The sequence below is a fragment of the Cytophagia bacterium CHB2 genome, assembly GCA_030263535.1.
Classification (GTDB): Bacteria; Zhuqueibacterota; Zhuqueibacteria; order Zhuqueibacterales; family Zhuqueibacteraceae; genus Coneutiohabitans.
This window is the reverse complement of record SZPB01000120.1, coordinates 1-16,258: the sequence shown is the minus strand read 5'-3', so window position 1 is coordinate 16,258 and position 16,258 is coordinate 1. Positions and strand designations below refer to the sequence as shown.

Sequence of the window (16,258 nt, the reverse complement as noted above, 5' to 3'; positions counted from 1 at the left end):
CGATGTCATCCCAAGGATCCGGCTCGAGTTGCTTGAGGCCCAGGGAAATCTTGCGTTCTTCGAGATCAATGTTCAACACTTTCGCATCAACCATCTCGCCGACCGACACGATCTTGCTGGGGTGGCGAATGTGCTGCGTCCAGCTCATTTCGGAGATGTGAATCAAGCCCTCGACGCCGCGCTCCAATTCCACAAACGCGCCGTAGTCGGAGATGCTGACCACCTTGCCGCGCACCACCGTGCCCATGGGATATTTTTTGTCGACATCAACCCAGGGATGCGGCTGCAGTTGTTTCAAGCCGAGCGAAATGCGGTCTTTGGCTTCGTTGAAATCGAGCACTTGCACTTTGATCTTCTGATCGAGCGCAACGATTTCCGAGGGATGGCTAACGCGGCCCCACGAGAGATCGTTGATGTGTAACAAGCCATCGACGCCGCCGAGATCGATGAAGACGCCGAAATCGGTAATGTTTTTGACCGTGCCCTCCAGCACCTGGCCTTTGGCAAGATTTTCAAGAATGCGGCCGCGTTGCTCGGACATCGCTTCCTCCACCAGCACACGATGCGAGACCACGATGTTCTTGCGCAGCTCATTGACTTTTACCACGCGAAAATCCATCATCTGGCCGATGTAGGCGTCGAAATCGCGAATCGGCTTCAAATCGATTTGCGAGCCGGGCAGGAAGGCGTCAATGCCCATGAGATCGACCACGATGCCGCCTTTGATGCGGCGCGTGCAACGGCCCTGCATGATTTCGCCCTTGTCATGCGCCTCCAAAACGCGCTCCCACACGCGCATGAAGTCTGCTTTCTTTTTGGAAAGCACGAGTTGGCCGTCTTGATCTTCGACATTGTCGAGAAAGACTTCGATATCATCGCCGATCTTCAGGCTCTTGGGGTCTTGAAATTCTTCGATCGGGATGACGCCTTCGCTTTTGAAGCCAATGTCCACGGCAACTTCGCGATTATTGATGGCGAGGATTTTTCCTGTGACGAGCTGGCCCTCGACGAATTCCGTCAGGGTATCTTCGTAAAGGCGCTCGAAATTTTTGAGTTCTTCATCCGAATACTCGACGGCTTCCTTCAAGTCTTTCTTCGCGATGACTTTGGTGGCAGGGTCGTAGGCCATACTTTTTCCATTTACCTGAGAAGCAGATTTGTGAGCAGCATTGAGCGTGGCGTCATCGGCGGCCGCACTGCTTTGCGGCTCGCTTCCGATCCCGCTGGGGGGTTCCGCGCTCATGTGAGTTACAGCCATTGGTTTGAACATGGGTTAAGTGAATCTCCTTAAGGGTTATTTATTCGCCCCGGCATTTTTGCCGGAGCCTGAACTTCTTGCAATTCTACAATGCCGGCATTGACAGCGCCCGCAATCGCGAGATAGCTTTCCTTTTCATCGGCGGCATTTTCTAAAAAAGGCGACACGTCCACGACGCCGCCGAACACGACTTTGACGCGCGGCCGCCGCAAGCTGAAACCGCGTTTGTGATACAGCCCGTCAATGTGAACCGGTACAACATTCACGCGGTTGCGCGCCGCCAGCATACCAACGCCGGCCTTGAGCCTGCCCAGGCTGCCGGACTTGACGCGCGTGCCTTCGGGAAACAGCAGCACGGCATGGCCTCTGGCCAACAGCTCTTCCACGCGTTTGATGGTTGACAGGCTCGTTCCGGAGCGATCTGTGGGAATGGAGTTGTAAAAGCGCAACAAATTGCCCAACAGCGGATTGCGAAACAACTCCTTTTTCGCCATGAAATAAACCTCGCGCGGAATGAGACAGCCGATCAAGGGCGGATCATAGCCCGAAATATGATTGGCGGCAAGCAAAATTTTGCCCGTGCGCGGGACGTTCGCCTGACCGCGCACCTCGATGCGAAAGAGCAAGGTGAAATAGACACGAACGAGAAATTGTGAAAATCGAAAAATCGCGCGTTTCACTTTTTCATTTTTTGCTTCAGGGCATTGACGATGAAATCAACTTGTTCGTCCAGCGTCAAGTTGGTGGTGTCGAGAATAACGGCGTCTTCTGCGGGCCGCAGCGGCGCCACCGCGCGCCTGGAATCTTTTTCATCGCGCAACTCGATTTCATGCCGCAGCGCCTCAAAATCTTTGGAGATGCCTTTCGCTTCCAATTCAAGCTGGCGCCGGCGCGTGCGCTCATCGAGCGAGGCGCTCATGAAAATTTTAAGATCGGCGTCGGGAAAAACCACGGTGCCGATATCACGGCCTTCCATCACCACGCCGCCTTGCTGGCCGATCTCGCGCTGGTGCTTCACCATCAAGGCGCGTACCTCGGGATTGCCCGAAATCGGCGCGATGTTGTTGGTGACGTGCGGATCGCGGATCTTCGTGGTGACATCGCGGCCATCGAGATACACGCGATCGCCCTCCGGGCCGGGCTTGATGGCGATGCGCGTGCGCACCGCTTCCGCGACCACGGCGTGATGATTTTCCAGCGAAGTATTTGTTTCCAAAATTTTCAAGGTTAAGGCGCGATAAAACGCGCCCGTATCAAGATATGTGAAACCCAACCGGCGCGCGAGCAGGCGCGCGGTTGTGCTTTTGCCCGAGCCTGCCGGGCCGTCGATGGCAATAATTGGACGCCGTTGATGGTTCATCGCGATAACCGGCGCAGTCAACTCTTCAGGCCTCAGTGTTTTGATCATACGACTCATCACATGTGAAATGGAATGACGATTTCCCTATCACGATATCCTAGCAACGAGACGGCGTCCCTGGCTCTCTGCTAAAATCCCAAGGAATCGTTGACTTCCTGCATTGAGGAATCTGCAACAATCCCGACGGGGGTTATTCTTTCATGCGTGCACCTTTTTCCTCCGTCGAAAAAATCCAACCGACGAGCTTGCCAATATCAATCAGATCTTCTTCGAGCCAATAACGGCGGTTGCGCACGAACCGCGAGCTGGTTTCATTTTCCGGGATGGCTTGAATTTCTTCGTGAATCTTTTGTATGCGCATTTGCCATGCTCGCATATTTGCTGCCCGCAAATCAACCCAACCATCGTGCGCCCAATTTTCAATATGAGCCGGCGTGACGTCAAGAATATTGTTGCCGCGAAACGGCGGAATTTTGATCTCCGGCCCGCGCAGCAACCGCTGGCCGTCACGCAGCAAAATCGGAATGCCGATCGAAATGATTTCCGCGCGCAATTTGGCGTTTTCTGTGATCACGGTTTCCAATCGCTCGGCAAGTTCTTCGGGCTTCAGGTCGCGCACGCTTTTGAGCGTCGTGCAAGCCAGCTTGAGCAGATGCGCTTCACAAAGCAGTTTTGAAAGACGCGGCGGACCGAGCAATTCAAAGGCAACGCTGGTGGCGCCATGTTCGGCCACCAATTCTTTCATTTGCTGCAAAACCGTGGCGCGCATCACGCCGGCGCGATACGTCGGCCCCATGACGGAGTTATCCAGCGCGTTGATAATGTCATGGCCGGTGTTTCCGCCCTTGACTTCATACATCACATTGCGCGCAATTTCCTCGGGCGTCACAAATTCCATCTGGCCGGAATCGGAGATCGCGGTGAATTCGCCCAGGGAAAAAATGCCGTTTTCACCGGTATCCACAAAAACCGATTTGAGAATTTCACCGTTGAGCGGCTGCCATCCGCTGCGTTGCGCCTGCTCTTCTTTCAGCGGCAGCTTTGCTTCCAGCTTGAGCGCTGCTTCCGGCGGACAATCGTACAGCGGAATCGGCTTGCCGTGCCGCATGATCGGGCCGTAGGCAATGCGCTTCCAGGCGATTGCCGCCGTTGGTTTGATTTCCTTCGTGATGGGCGCATCCGGCGTGCGCGCCATGAGAAAGAGCAGCATGGTGTGCGCGCCCGCAATCGATGATTTGCTCAACAAAACGCGCGAGGGCTTTTCCTCGGAATGCGTGTAGGGAATATTCAAACCCATGCCGCCGGTGCCACTCGTGCCGACTTTGCAGTAAACTTCCGTGCGCGCCCGGCGCATGGCTTCATAGAGAATCTGCACGTGCCGGATCAACTGCGGAATGTACAACGTGCAAAGCAATTTTTCAACTTCAGCGACAAAAGGCGCCGAGTACGTACGCCCGGCTTTCACCGCATCCAGATGGCTGCTGATGCGATAATACCCGGCGAACACATCTTGATAGGCAAGGGCAGTAGCCGAATTCACACAATCAACAATCACCTGTGGGCGATACTGTTGAATGATTTGAAAAAGCAGCGAGCGTTCGAGAATGGCCTCCGTGAGATCGCCGAGCACGTCTTCGATCAGCATCGCGCGCAAAGACCCTTCTTCCAAAATATCCGTGCGCGACTTGCCTTGCAACGCATCTCGCACGAAAATGTTACCCCAGGAGGGCGTGAGGCGGCAACGCCCGTCGCACTCCAGGCGCAGTTGGTTGGCGGCTTCGCGCGCCTCCTGCTCCGTCATTGAAGCGACGATCAATTCATCCGGCTGCTCGGTCAAAAATTGCCGGCAAACGGCCATGCCCACCAGCCCCCAGCCGCCGAGCACCAGCACGCGTTTATTGCGAATTTCCATCTCGCCCGTTCGTTGCTTGATTGAGCAGCTTGACTTCTCGTTGTTCGAGATAGCGCCATTCACCGACGCCAAGTTTACCCAGGCGCAACGGTCCGATTTGAATCCGCTGTAACCGCTTCACGGGAAAACCGACCGCAGCAAACATTTTGCGGACCTGGCGATTGCGGCCTTCCATGATCGTCATTTCACAGAAACGCCGGTCCTCTGCATTCGGAAAGCGCAACTCACCGGAAACCGGGAGCCGCACCTCCGGGATGCGCACCCCGCGCTGCAGCGCGCGGGCCGCGCGTTCATCCAACGCCTCTTTCAAGGCCACGCGATACGTCTTCTTCACTTTGAAGCGCGGATGTGTGAGGCGATAGGATAAATCGCCGTCATTGGTTAAAAGCAAAAGGCCTTCGCTGTCGCGATCCAAACGCCCAACGGAAAACACGCGCACCGGCGTTTTCACCAAATGAAAAACCGTCAAACGGCCCTTTTCGTCGCTGGCGGTCGTCACGTATCCCGCCGGCTTATTGAGCATGATGTACGTCAATGCCAGGCTCGGCCGCAACACTTCGCCGGCTGCGACCACGACATCCACGGCGCCATCGACTTGCACGCCAAGCTCTGTCACGATTTTGCCGTTGACTTTGACACGGCCTTCGGCGATCCAGCGATCAGCCTCGCGACGCGAGCACAAACCGCTTTGCGCCAGGTAGCGATTGAGCCGGATCAAATGCGGCAAGGTTTTGGATTCCATTCTCTTCACGCTTACCCGCAATTGATGCTGAAATCGCGGGCCCTCCTTATCTGCCATCTCAGGCGCGCCGACTCAGTTTTTGCAGCGCGCTCTTAACCCAATTCATAGCCCGCCGCCACAAACGAATGATTCCGCTTGCCGCTTCAACTTCCGGGCTTGAGATCATCGTTTCGCTCGCCCCGATCTGCGCCGGGGCTGGCACGAAAAAAGGCGGCTCGGCAGTGCTCTCCGGCGCATGCTCTTCTCGCGCAGCATTCATATCTTCATCCCGCAACGGTTCGGCCTCACGCATACTCGCAGAGCTTTCAGGTCGCTGCTCGTTCTCGATGCGCGCAGGCACAGAGCCATCTTGCGCATCCGCACGCAAAATCTCTTTGTCCTGGCTACCGAAGGAAGATTCTGCGGGCGTTTGACTTTCTGGCCGCTCCGGCGTATCGAGAAGCGACATTGCCGCAACCGGAACAAAGCCGGGCGTACGTTGAGAGTTTTCCTCTTCGTTTTCGTCATCCTGCTGTTCGAGCGCGCCTGCCGGCAGTGTCGTGGTATTTACAGCAGTCCGATCATCGGCCTCAGCTTCTGGCACAAAATTCTCAAATTCCGGCGCTTCTATTTCGGTTTCGCGCGCGGGCGGCAACTCCTGCGGCGAAGTGGTTTCGGCGGCAAGATGATCTCGCTCAGCAAAAACCCGGGCAAGTTCCGATTCCGAGCTGGCCGCGCTGTCTTCCTCGGCGGAGTCAAGTGAACCTTCTTCGGGCTTTCGAGCCTCCGTTTGCGCCGCTTGCGATTCACCGTTGAACGTTTCTTCGGCAACCCACCCATCGATTTCGAGTGCCGGCGGTTCTGGTTCAAGCTCTTCTGCGGGAGACGATAAGAACTCATTGAAATCAAAACTGCCGGACTCATTGACGGGATTGTTTTCTTTTTCCTCGTTCAAAGAGACAAGCGTTGCCAGCAAAATCTCATTGGTGGTTTCAAGATTAGCGGGCAACTCTTGTATTGGCGTTTCAATTTGAGCCTGCTCCTCTTCGCTCAACCGGCCGTCCAGCAATGCAAATTCGCGCGTTGTGCCCAGATCCTCGGTAAGAAAACGCTCGGGCAGCGAATCTGCCGCTTGATTAATGGGATCGGCAATGGGAAGTTCCGGTTCTCGAATATTGAATTCCATTGCCGCCAACTCCATCGTATCCATGGCAAAATTCGGCTTCTCTTCGTCTGCCCGTGGTTGCAGCAACGCCTCCGGCTCATCTTCAGTCAAGCGCGTGAGCGCTTCAAGCTCTTCCATATCGTCTTTGCTGTCGAACTCAAGCTGCTGCGGGGGTTGATCGCGCTCTTGCGACTTTTCAGAGACTTCCGGGGTATCTGCAAAGAGGCCATAAAAACCAATCCCCTCTTCGGATTCCGTGGTGCCGGGCAAGGTATCGGGCAAGGCATCAATAAGATCTTTTGCCGGCGGTTTCGAGGATTCCTCAACCGCTGCGGCGGCATTCGCTGAAACTTGCTCCGGCGCTGCACTTGCTTCGTCTTCCAAGCTCGTTACCGCAGATGCTTGCTGCGGCGTTACGTCTTCATCTTCAGTGTTAAGGGCTTGGGCTGATTGGCCGTCAACCGGAGCACGCTGCAACAACTGCGGTGCGGCCAGCGCAGCGCCGGTGCTGGCGGCGATTTCAGCAATCGAGACTTCGGTGACGTCTCCTTCTTTTGCCGCTTCGCCTTCAAAATTGATGGGCAAGCTCAATTGCTTGTCGCTTTCCGCGAGCAGTTGCGCGACTTCGTCCGGCAGGCCTTCTTTGCTGAAAAGCTCCTCGATTTCGCGCGGCTTGGGCAATTCCGAAAGATCATTGATGCCGAAGTATTTCAGAAACTCCGGGGTTGTGCCGTACAGCAACGGCCGCCCCACGCCTTCTGAACGGCCGGCGATGGTGACGAGTTTGCGTTCCATCAGCGTGCCGACCACGGCGTCGGAATTCACGCCGCGAATCTGCGCGATGTCGACACGGCTGATCGGTTGTTTAAAGGCAATGATCGCCAGCGTTTCCATACTCGCCTGCGTGAGGCGGTATTTTTGCCGGCCGAAGAATAGTTTTTTGATCCAGCTATGGAATTCCGGCTTGGTGGAAATATGATAACCGCCGCCGACTTTGCGAATAAAAAACGAGCGCCCGGATTCGGCATACTCGCGATTCAACTCCTCCACAACCTGTTCGATGACGGCGGCGTCCGTGTCTTCGAGCGTCTCCTGAATGCGCTCGAGCGTCACCGGCGCATCCGAAGCGAACACCAGCGCTTCGACAATGGGTTTGAGTTCTGAGAGGTTCATCAAATCCTTTTGAGCCAAATTTCACCGAAGGGTGTCGATTGCGTCGCCACCACCAGGCCCCGGCGCATCATTTCGAGCAGGGCAATGAAAGTGACGATCATATAAATCTTGCTCGGCATGCGTTCGAGCAAGCTCATAAACAACAATTGTTGATGCACGGCCAATTCTTGCAAAACGTAATCAATTTGATCATCGATGGTGACCGGAAGCTGTTCGACAGTGTGCGGCGTTTCGCGCGGCACGCGCAGCAGCACGTTTTTGAAGGCCGTGATCAAATCGAACAAGGAAACTTCAACGGCATGCTCCAAGAAATCGGATTGATCTTTGACGAATTCATAATCAAAATAATTGCGGGAATAAAAATCTCGCTCCCGCACCTCCAATTCGACCATGCGCGAAGCCAGATCTTTGAATTGCTGATACTCGAGCAACCGCCGCACCAATTCATCGCGCGGGTCTTCTTCTTCCTCTTCGCCCTCTTCCGGATTCTTGGGCAGCAGCAATTGCGCTTTGATGCGAATCAGCGTTGCGGCCATAAGAATGAAGTCGCCGGCGCTTTCGAGATCGAGCATTTGCAAGATTTCAACATATTCCAAAAACTGCCGCGTGATGTCGGCAATGGGAATATCGTAGATATCGACTTCTTCTTTGCGAATGAGGAAGAGCAGCAAATCCAGCGGCCCTTCAAAGGTGTTCAGTTTAACGCGATATGCCATATGTTTCGTAGTGGCCCCTTCCGGGGCTGGGCTGACATCAATTTTGAGCGCCTGAAGGCGCAACGATCAATTCACCCAACTGCATCGCACGGCGCACTTCTGTCATGGTTTTTTGCGCTTCGTGCTGCGCGCGTTTCTCGCCGTCGGCAAGAATGTCCTTCACCTCGCCGAGATGATTTTCATAATAATTCCGCTTTTCCCGCATGGGCGCAAGGAATTCGGCAATGCGCGCGGCGCAGCGATTCTTGCACTCCACGCAGCCAAGCTGGCCGCTTTCGCACCCCGCGCGAATCTCGCCGACTTCCGCGGGATTGAATTTGTTGTGGTAGGTGAAGACCAAACAAATATCCGGCCGGCCCGGATCGCCGCGGCGAATCTTCTGCGGATCCGTCACCGCCTTGCGCATCTGCGCTTGAATCTGCTCGGGAGAATCCGACAGCGCAATGGTATTACCCAGCGACTTGCTCATCTTCGCCTGGCCATCGAGGCCGGGCAAGCGCGCAAACTTAGTGAGTTTCAATTCCGGCTCGGGAAAAACCGGGCCGTATTGGCTGTTGAACTTGCGCGCGATCTCGCGTGTGATTTCCACATGCGGCGCCTGATCTTCACCCACCGGCACGGCGTCGCCCTTGTACAGTAAAATGTCCGCGGCCTGTAACACGGGATAGCCGAGATGGCCATAAACCAATGTCTCGAGATTCAAATCACGCGCTTGCTCCTTCACCGCGGGATTGCGCTCCAGGCGTTCCTTGGTGATCAACATGCCAAAAATCAAATACAACTCGGCATGCTCCTTGATTTGCGATTGGCGAAAAATCGGGCTGTGCGCGGGATCAATGCCGGCAGCCAGCCAATCGATCATCATGTCGAGGGTATTGTTGTAAAGCTGCGAGGTATCCAGGCTGGTGGTGAGCGAATGATAATCGGCAATCAGGTGGAAGTTTTGATAGGTTTTTTGTAACTCAACCCAATTCTCGAGCGCGCCGACGTAATGGCCGATATGCAACTTGCCGGTCGGGCGCATGCCGCTGAGGATGCGTTTCTTCGTCATCTAGTAAAAGTTTATTCGACAGTTTCTGTTGTGCTGGTTTTAAGCTGCTTTGGGCACGGCAACTTGTTGATAAGTAAAATTGGAAATGCCAGTGCGTTCTTTGGCATGTTCGAGCGTCATACTCACCAAATGGCCGTCCTTATCCAAGTCGATAATCGTGTTCTCATCGAAATCTTTCGTCTCGACGGCTTCATTATCGCTGAAAACGATATACAATGTATCCGTATCATGAAAGTATTGTGCTCGCATGAGTACTCGTTCATTTTACCCCAAAATAAAAAGCGCCTCGCACTTGACGAAAACCCAGCAACCAAGCCGAGGGCGCCTGCACTACATTTCAACCATCGTTTGCTTCAGCGTGCAACACTAAACCATTTTGGAGCTGGCAAAGAAAAAGCCCTAATTCATGAAGAGGTAGGGCTTCCAACGCTCATCGCCAATGCCGATAAAATGCTGGATAAAGTAGAGCTGATTGGGCCTCTGCGGTTTGCGGTGCAGCGGCATGCGAGCCTCTTCCGGCGTGCGATTGCCCTTGCGATTATTGCAATACACGCACGCGCACACGAGATTTTCCCACGAATCTTCGCCGCCGCGATTCTTCGGCAACACATGATCCACGGTGAGCGGACGTTGCGAGGTGCCGCAATACTGGCAGCGGTTGCTGTCGCGTTTGATAATATTCTTGCGCGACAAAATCACGCGCTTGCGCGGAATGTGAATGTATGTCACCAGCCGCACGATGCTGGGAAACGGCAGCGAGGTTCGCACCGAGCGCACTTCCCAGCGCGGATGACGCTCGATGATTTCAGCTTTGCCCAAAACGATCAGAACAATCGCCTTCTTTGCGGTGATCACACTCATCGGCTCATAGTTCTGATTCAGAATGAGCACATGTCGGTTCAAACTACCCATATTTTCACCAGGCGAGCTTTTCGCTGATCTAAAACTCAAAAGTCAAAAGTGTGGCCAATTTAAAAGAAATGCCCGCAAGAGTCAAGGCTTTTCTCGAAAGCGAATGGGCGCAAATCCAACAGCTTTAGGCAGTTGGGGTGGGTTAGGTATGCACAAAAATTTGTTCCCCTTAGAACCTTTTGACGATTTCTTCGCTTAACCTGAGTCTGCAACATGTGACAATCGAACTAAAGCTCATGCGGCGGCTTCTTCAATTCGACGCGAAAAATTTGAGAGGTGAAAATCGTCGAGCCGTAAATATAACCATCCGGACCGGTCGCCATGCTCGTGATGCCGGCCAAATGAAAAATATGTTTATTGTCGGAGAGCTTGCCCCCTTCAGAAATTCTCGCCGCGCGAACATAGCCGAGAAAAACGTCGTTGAACAGCAGCCTGCCATCGAGCAAATTACTGTACGGATCCTCACCCAGCATTTCATAAACCACACCCAACGACAGCGAATGTCGCAATTCGCCAATTGCTTCCGGATCTTCATTTTGATAGGTGGGATCGCGATGGCCGATCGCCAAAATGGGATCGCGCAAGCCCGGCCGGCTGCACACGCCCTCGCATTCCGGCCAGCCGAAATTGGCCGGACCGCCGCTGTAAAAATTGATTTCTTCGAATTGATTCGAGCCGACATCCGAAATCAAAATTTTGTCACGCCAGGTGATCAACCGCAAAGGGCTGCGAAAGCCTAGCGCAGCAATTTCATCTCGCACGCCGGGATCATTTGTGTAAGGATTATCAGGCGGAATCGTATAACCGCCGCCGGCAGCGGGAGAAACTCGAATCAATTTGCCCAGCAGAGAATTTGCATCTTGCGCAAATTGCGCTTGTGTCGCATCGCCCAAAACTGTGTACAAATATCCATCAATTCCGAATTCCAGTGAGTAAATGCCGTGCCAGGCTCGCCCCGGCGCAACGCGATCGACGTTCAGAATGATCGTCGTGGAATTTGCAATGGCTTGATAGTTGTTAGACCACTGCATGCGCACAATGCGATTCCAGCGATTATCGCCGGTGCTGAAGCAAAAATAAACAAAACCGTTCGCCGCGAATTGCGGATCGAAAGCTGCATCGGTCAGGCCAATCTCTCCCGGCGCCGGCGCAACCTCCGGCACGACAAAGGAACCGAGAAAACTGGCAGAATCACCGGACAAAATGAAATGATAAACCGCGCCGGCTTTGCCCAATACCACAAATTCGGAAGAGTTGGGCAAAAACTTGATGCGCGTGGTGAGCGGCGGCAAGCTATTTGATGCCACAATCTGTCGAGTGGTGAACCGATTGAAAATGTTTTCGGAAGGATTGCCGCTGTCCGTGGGGAAATTGCCTGATTGCGGGCAGGCAAAAAAAAGCAGGGGAATCGCGGCTAAAGAGATTCTTCGTATGATTGCCATTGACGCAGAGGTTTTCTATTTTCGGATAAATTTACAGGAGCCGTTATGCCGGATTTCGATGATGACGATTTCGAAGACTTTATCAACGATGAAGAAGGCTTGCCGCTAAAGCCCGGGCTGTTGAATCCCGTGACCTGGCATTGCGCCCGCTGCGGCGAAGCCAATGCGACTTCAGTCGATCCCTCCGCCGGTTTCGAGCAGGAATATGTCGAAGATTGCACCGTGTGCTGCCGCCCGAATGTGATTTTCATCAACATTGATGAAGAAAGCCTGCGGCTCACGTTGCGCAATGAGTTGGAGTATGAATAAAGAGCCGGCGATCAGCCACGGCTGGGCCGTGGCTTTTCTTCGTTCTGTGCGTGAGTATCGCGTCTTCAGAGCAGCGGCAAGCGATGGCCAAGCCATCGCTGCTTCATCCAGATGAAAAACACGCAAGCGACGGCCAAGCCGTCGCGGATCACAAACAAACATTGCTCGCTATGCTGCTGACTCGCCTGCCAGTATCTGATTCTGTTGATCTGTTATAAACTAACGGGCAAACTAAACATCGCCTTGACTATAATCAATCAAAAACTGATTGCTTTCTTGCGCGGTAGCTCTAAATTGTAAGTTGAAAATTTGGTGGCATCATGCAGATAAACCGCGTGGTCATTCTGCAAGAATTCGCCGAGAAAAGAGAAAAGACGATATGTCAAAGCGTAAAAGCCTGCCCAATTTTGGCAGCTACAAGGCAGCGAGTGAATGGCTTGACACACACTCTACCGCTGATTTGTATGCAAAACCAGTGAAATTCTCGGTCTCGCCGAATCTGCAAGTTCTCGTCGTTGACGCACAAGGGCATCCGATTGAAAGCGTATCACTCAAGAAGCAGATGAGCCAACAGATTCGCCGGATCGCCGCGCAGGAGGGTGTTTCTCCCGAATTGCTTGTGCAGAATTGGCCGCGGGAAAAGATAAGAGAACGGTTGCATTTATCGAACTAACAAACAAAAAAGCCGAGAGATCATTCCTGATCCCTCGGCTTGTCACCTGAGGAGGAGGAAGGCAAAACTCAAAAATCCGTGCCGAGCGAGAACATATATCTCGGTTTGCTAATCTCACCCAAGTCTGTTGGCCATGCGACATCATACTTCAGCATAAAATAGCCGAGATTCAAGCGCGCGCCCACGCCGACGGCCGCCCGCAAATCCTGCAAATGAAAACCGCCCTGCGTTGAAAACGGCTGAAATGTTTCCTTCACCAAGCCGGGCACATCGAGACCCCACGCGCCGGCAAAATCCGCGAACGTTGCCGCACTCAAGAAATCCGCCGAGGGCGGCAGGAACGGAATCAGCGGAAACCGGTATTCCAAATTTGCTGCGACGAATTTCGTTCCCACCAGTTCGCCGTAATCTGCACCGCGAAACGTGTACGGCCCGCCGATCTGAAAAATTTGTGCATCGCGATCGAAACTGCCGCCGGCGAGCAGGCGCGCGGCAATCACCGAGCGTTGCTTCACATTGAAGTAGCGACGATAATCACCGACCAAAGTGGTAAACTTCAAATCATTCGTCGTGCGCTGAACTTCGAAGCGGCTGCGCACACCGTTGAACGGGCCGAGCGGGCCATAAACCGTGTTGTCAAAAACATAGGCCGCGCCCACCTGGCCGAAGGCAGCACTGCCAAGGCTCGACTCGTCCCGGCGAATTTCGCCGCGATTGAAATCGATTTGATCGACAATCAAATTTGCACTCACAAAGGTCGCGCCCGCGCTTAACTCCAAGCGCGAAAAGCGGCTGAACGGGAAGAAGGTGAACGCATTGAAGCCGCGATAGGTTTGCGTCACAAAGCCGGCCGCAGTCGAGGTATAAAAAGCGCCGTAGGCATCATTGAGCTGAAACGCCTCAAAGCCCCAATTCAACCGGCGCGCTTGATTGAAATACGTCACGCCGACATCCGTCAGGCTGAGATTGCTGCGCACATTCGCCGCGAGAATCAAATTGTGATGATTCATCACATCGCTGAAGAGAAATTGCGCACCGCCCACCGTGCCGAAATAGCCGCCGAAGCTCGCGCCAATCGCAGCGGTGGTGAATTTCGGCATACTGCTGTAGTTGCGCTTTTCAATCGAATCTGCATCAGCCAGCGTATAGTTTGTGAAGAATGTGTTGGGATCGACATTCGCCGGAACCCATGCCGCTTCCGAGGCATGCATTGTCGTTGAAGATGATTCTGCAAAGGCCCCCGGCGTTGTGGTGGCAATCGTATCACTTGCATTTTCTTGCGATACGGCCATCATGGGAGAAGCCGGCATTTCCATGCGATACAAATGCCAGCCGGCTTTCTCGAATGCCGAAAACACCAGCATGCGGCCATCCGCTGACCAACTCATCGCCGGCGTGGATTCGGTGATGCCGGCCACACCGTTGCGCAACGTTGTCATCGGAACAATCTCGTTGCTCGTCAGATTGAGGCGATAGACATTGGCAATGCCTTGATGATCCGACACGAATGCGATCTCATTTCCATCCGGCGACCATTGCGGATTGATAGCGTTGCCGTGCAACTCTGTGATCACTCGAATCTCTCCGTTGGCCAGCGCATACAGCGCCAGTTCATACTCCCCGAAGAGGAGATTTTCAATCTGCGTGTCGTTGCCGCGGTCAGTGGCAAACACGATGCTGCTGCCGTCCGGCGACCATTGCGGATGCTTCTCGGCATAGATGTCATTGGTCAAGCGCTGCAATTTGCCATTACCAAGATTGACGGCATACAAATCCTAGCGGCCGCCGCGAATGCCGACGAACACGAGATGATCGCCTGCCGGCGAAAAGTTGGGCGAAAGCAGGCCGTTCAATTCCGCAAAAACCAGGCGATGATTGATTTCACCAGTGTGCGGATTCATCACGTAAATCGCATCATCTCGGTTCGATTTTGAAACGAAGGCAATACGCTCGCCGTCGCGCGACCAACTGATCGAAGTGTCGAAGAAGCGCAGGGTTTCAAAATCGCGGCTCTGGCCGCCTTTGATCAAGCGCCGATCAGCGAAACTGCCGTCGGCATTTTCACTGAGCAAATACAACTCGTCCGAGAGGTTTTTGTTGGCAACATACACAACCTGCTTGCCGTTCGGGCTCACCGCCGGCACGAGATTCATGCGATGGTAATAGCCTTCGCGCCGGGTCAGTTGCTGCGCGATGGCCGTGGGCGCGGGCAGCGTGCTGTCCGCCGGCAACACCTGCTTACGCGCGAAATCATGCCAGGTGAGGGTCAACGATTTGAAATCGAGATCGATCTGTTCTTTGAAAGCTTTTTCAATGTCGTTCAAGCGCACCGCGGTTTTGAAGATCGCGCCGACTTTTTGTTTGCCGTACGTCTCGCCGACATAATTCCACAACGATTCGCCCAGACGATAAACGCGAATGTCGAACGTGGTGTTGAGCTGCTCGACTTTGAGCAAATCGTCATACAGCAAGCCGTCGCGCACCCACATCCGCGTCACATTGTCCATGCCAATGGAGAGATATTCGGCCATGCCTTCCACAAACCACAGCGGCGGATTGAAACTGCCCAGTCCGTCGTTGGCATGATTTTTCATGATGTCGAATTGAAAGGCGTGCACCAGCTCGTGCACCAGCACATGGTTGAATTCGCGATACGAGCCGGTGATCGGCAGCACGACACGATTTTTCAAACTCTCCGTTACGCCGCGCGTGCCGTCGCCGATCAAGCCGTCCACCACATTGGTTTGCTGGAAATCATTGAGCGAGGCATACAGCACCAGCGGAATGCGGCTCTTGATTTGGTGGTCGAGCACGTCGCTGAGATAAGCATAGCCGCGCTCGGCCATGCGCGCGGCATCTTGCGCGGCCTCAGCGGCCTCGGGATAGTAATGCACCTCGAAATGCGCGGTGCGCAGCACCTGCCAGTTGAAATTTTTGTATTGAACTTTATTTTGGCCGAATTGATAGCCGGGTTGGGATTGCCCGATGCCGTGCAGCAGGGCCAGGCTCAGAGTGATTATCGCGAAAATGCGGGCCGGTCTTGTTTCCATCGTGAACTCCTTCGCATTGTTGGATTCAATTACAGGCGGCGGAGCAATCCCAATGCAAGGCATGTGCCCTGAAATCGCCGCGCGCCGACCCATGCATAATGGCCGCAACTCTCTCAGAATGTCATTCTGGAAGAATCTTGTGAGGAGGGAGTAAAACTCTAAAAATCGAGAGCTTTCAACCCTGAATTCTTTGCTGTCAATAGACAATTGAATTGAAGAAGGCGGGATTGATGATGGGAGATTGTGTTAATTTACTTTGCAGCGCTGATAAGCAATTTACGTTTTCATGATTGATTCGGATGCCAAACTGAGAAGACACGCTGAGTTCACACAACTTGGTCAGACTACAATTTATTCGTCGCCGTCAGAGCCATTCTTGAAGTTGTTAAACTCCACTTGACATTCTTCCTGCAAGTTTTTAAGCTGCTGTCGCTCCCCAAAATGAGATTCTTGACGCGAAGGATGGGGCCGCGCGTTTTGGTTGTTTACTTCTCTCCTGACTCAATCAACGTTTAG

15 protein-coding genes are annotated in these 16,258 nt (G+C 53.7%); 2 read left to right on the top strand and 13 right to left on the bottom strand.

The genetic code is table 11. The annotated features are described in order from the left end of the window. The 11 genes from FBQ85_13365 to FBQ85_13315 form a co-directional block, all read right to left on the bottom strand. The coding region (locus FBQ85_13365) for a S1 RNA-binding domain-containing protein (protein MDL1876143.1) at nucleotides 1-1,243 on the bottom strand (1,243 nt) is incomplete at its 3' end. 44 nt (nucleotides 1,244-1,287) lie between these two features. After that, on the bottom strand, nucleotides 1,288-1,938 hold the full coding sequence (locus FBQ85_13360; protein MDL1876142.1) for a 1-acyl-sn-glycerol-3-phosphate acyltransferase: 651 nt from the start codon (nucleotides 1,936-1,938) through the stop codon (nucleotides 1,288-1,290). Beyond that, entirely contained in the window at nucleotides 1,935-2,618 is a 684-nt protein-coding gene (locus FBQ85_13355; protein ID MDL1876141.1) for a (d)CMP kinase, read from the bottom strand. Before FBQ85_13355 ends, FBQ85_13360 begins: the two co-directional genes overlap by 4 nt. 190 nt (nucleotides 2,619-2,808) lie before the next feature. Continuing rightward, complete coding sequence (locus FBQ85_13350; GenBank protein MDL1876140.1) at nucleotides 2,809-4,530, bottom strand: short-chain dehydrogenase; 1,722 nt, start codon at nucleotides 4,528-4,530, stop codon at nucleotides 2,809-2,811. Continuing rightward, nucleotides 4,514-5,245, bottom strand: coding sequence for an rRNA pseudouridine synthase (locus tag FBQ85_13345; protein MDL1876139.1), 732 nt, complete (start codon nucleotides 5,243-5,245; stop codon nucleotides 4,514-4,516). The genes FBQ85_13350 and FBQ85_13345 overlap by 17 nt, the downstream gene beginning before the upstream one ends. An 85-nt stretch (nucleotides 5,246-5,330) precedes the next feature. Beyond that, nucleotides 5,331-7,589, bottom strand: a complete 2,259-nt coding sequence (gene scpB, locus FBQ85_13340; protein ID MDL1876138.1) for an SMC-Scp complex subunit ScpB — start codon at nucleotides 7,587-7,589, stop codon at nucleotides 5,331-5,333. Further along, nucleotides 7,589-8,305: a segregation/condensation protein A gene (locus FBQ85_13335; protein MDL1876137.1), complete on the bottom strand. Its 717-nt coding sequence runs from the start codon at nucleotides 8,303-8,305 to the stop codon at nucleotides 7,589-7,591. Before FBQ85_13335 ends, scpB begins: the two co-directional genes overlap by 1 nt. 37 nt (nucleotides 8,306-8,342) lie before the next feature. Next, nucleotides 8,343-9,356, bottom strand: a complete 1,014-nt coding sequence (gene trpS, locus FBQ85_13330; protein MDL1876136.1) for a tryptophan--tRNA ligase — start codon at nucleotides 9,354-9,356, stop codon at nucleotides 8,343-8,345. A 39-nt stretch (nucleotides 9,357-9,395) separates the two neighbouring features. After that, nucleotides 9,396-9,605 (bottom strand): DUF2283 domain-containing protein, encoded by a 210-nt coding sequence (locus FBQ85_13325; protein MDL1876135.1) that lies wholly within the window; start codon nucleotides 9,603-9,605, stop codon nucleotides 9,396-9,398. 150 nt (nucleotides 9,606-9,755) lie between these two features. Beyond that, nucleotides 9,756-10,259, bottom strand: a complete 504-nt coding sequence (locus FBQ85_13320) for an HNH endonuclease (protein ID MDL1876134.1) — start codon at nucleotides 10,257-10,259, stop codon at nucleotides 9,756-9,758. A gap of 236 nt (nucleotides 10,260-10,495) precedes the next feature. Next, nucleotides 10,496-11,710 (bottom strand): PQQ-dependent sugar dehydrogenase, encoded by a 1,215-nt coding sequence (locus tag FBQ85_13315; protein ID MDL1876133.1) that lies wholly within the window; start codon nucleotides 11,708-11,710, stop codon nucleotides 10,496-10,498. Between the two features lie 45 nt (nucleotides 11,711-11,755). Between FBQ85_13315 and FBQ85_13310 the strand changes: the two genes are divergently transcribed. Both FBQ85_13310 and FBQ85_13305 read left to right on the top strand, forming a co-directional pair. Then, nucleotides 11,756-12,019: a CPXCG motif-containing cysteine-rich protein gene (locus FBQ85_13310; protein MDL1876132.1), complete on the top strand. Its 264-nt coding sequence runs from the start codon at nucleotides 11,756-11,758 to the stop codon at nucleotides 12,017-12,019. A 301-nt stretch (nucleotides 12,020-12,320) separates the two neighbouring features. Then, nucleotides 12,321-12,692 (top strand): hypothetical protein, encoded by a 372-nt coding sequence (locus FBQ85_13305; GenBank protein MDL1876131.1) that lies wholly within the window; start codon nucleotides 12,321-12,323, stop codon nucleotides 12,690-12,692. A gap of 68 nt (nucleotides 12,693-12,760) precedes the next feature. Here FBQ85_13305 and FBQ85_13300 read toward each other — a convergent pair whose 3' ends face one another. Continuing rightward, nucleotides 12,761-14,464: a hypothetical protein gene (locus FBQ85_13300; GenBank protein MDL1876130.1), complete on the bottom strand. Its 1,704-nt coding sequence runs from the start codon at nucleotides 14,462-14,464 to the stop codon at nucleotides 12,761-12,763. Between the two features lie 3 nt (nucleotides 14,465-14,467). Then, on the bottom strand, nucleotides 14,468-15,835 hold the full coding sequence (locus FBQ85_13295) for a hypothetical protein (protein MDL1876129.1): 1,368 nt from the start codon (nucleotides 15,833-15,835) through the stop codon (nucleotides 14,468-14,470). Nucleotides 15,836-16,258: the final 423 nt, after the last annotated feature.

Coding starts and splice junctions, on each gene's coding strand:
- trpS (MDL1876136.1), bottom strand. CDS start 9,356: ATGACGAAGAAACGCATCCTCAGCGGCATGCGCCCGACCGGCAAGTTG.
- FBQ85_13315 (MDL1876133.1), bottom strand. CDS start 11,710: ATGGCAATCATACGAAGAATCTCTTTAGCCGCGATTCCCCTGCTTTTT.
- FBQ85_13310 (MDL1876132.1), top strand. CDS start 11,756: ATGCCGGATTTCGATGATGACGATTTCGAAGACTTTATCAACGATGAA.
- FBQ85_13325 (MDL1876135.1), bottom strand. CDS start 9,605: ATGCGAGCACAATACTTTCATGATACGGATACATTGTATATCGTTTTC.
- FBQ85_13335 (MDL1876137.1), bottom strand. CDS start 8,305: ATGGCATATCGCGTTAAACTGAACACCTTTGAAGGGCCGCTGGATTTG.
- FBQ85_13350 (MDL1876140.1), bottom strand. CDS start 4,530: ATGGAAATTCGCAATAAACGCGTGCTGGTGCTCGGCGGCTGGGGGCTG.
- FBQ85_13355 (MDL1876141.1), bottom strand. CDS start 2,618: ATGAACCATCAACGGCGTCCAATTATTGCCATCGACGGCCCGGCAGGC.
- FBQ85_13295 (MDL1876129.1), bottom strand. CDS start 15,835: ATGGGTCGGCGCGCGGCGATTTCAGGGCACATGCCTTGCATTGGGATT.
- scpB (MDL1876138.1), bottom strand. CDS start 7,589: ATGAACCTCTCAGAACTCAAACCCATTGTCGAAGCGCTGGTGTTCGCT.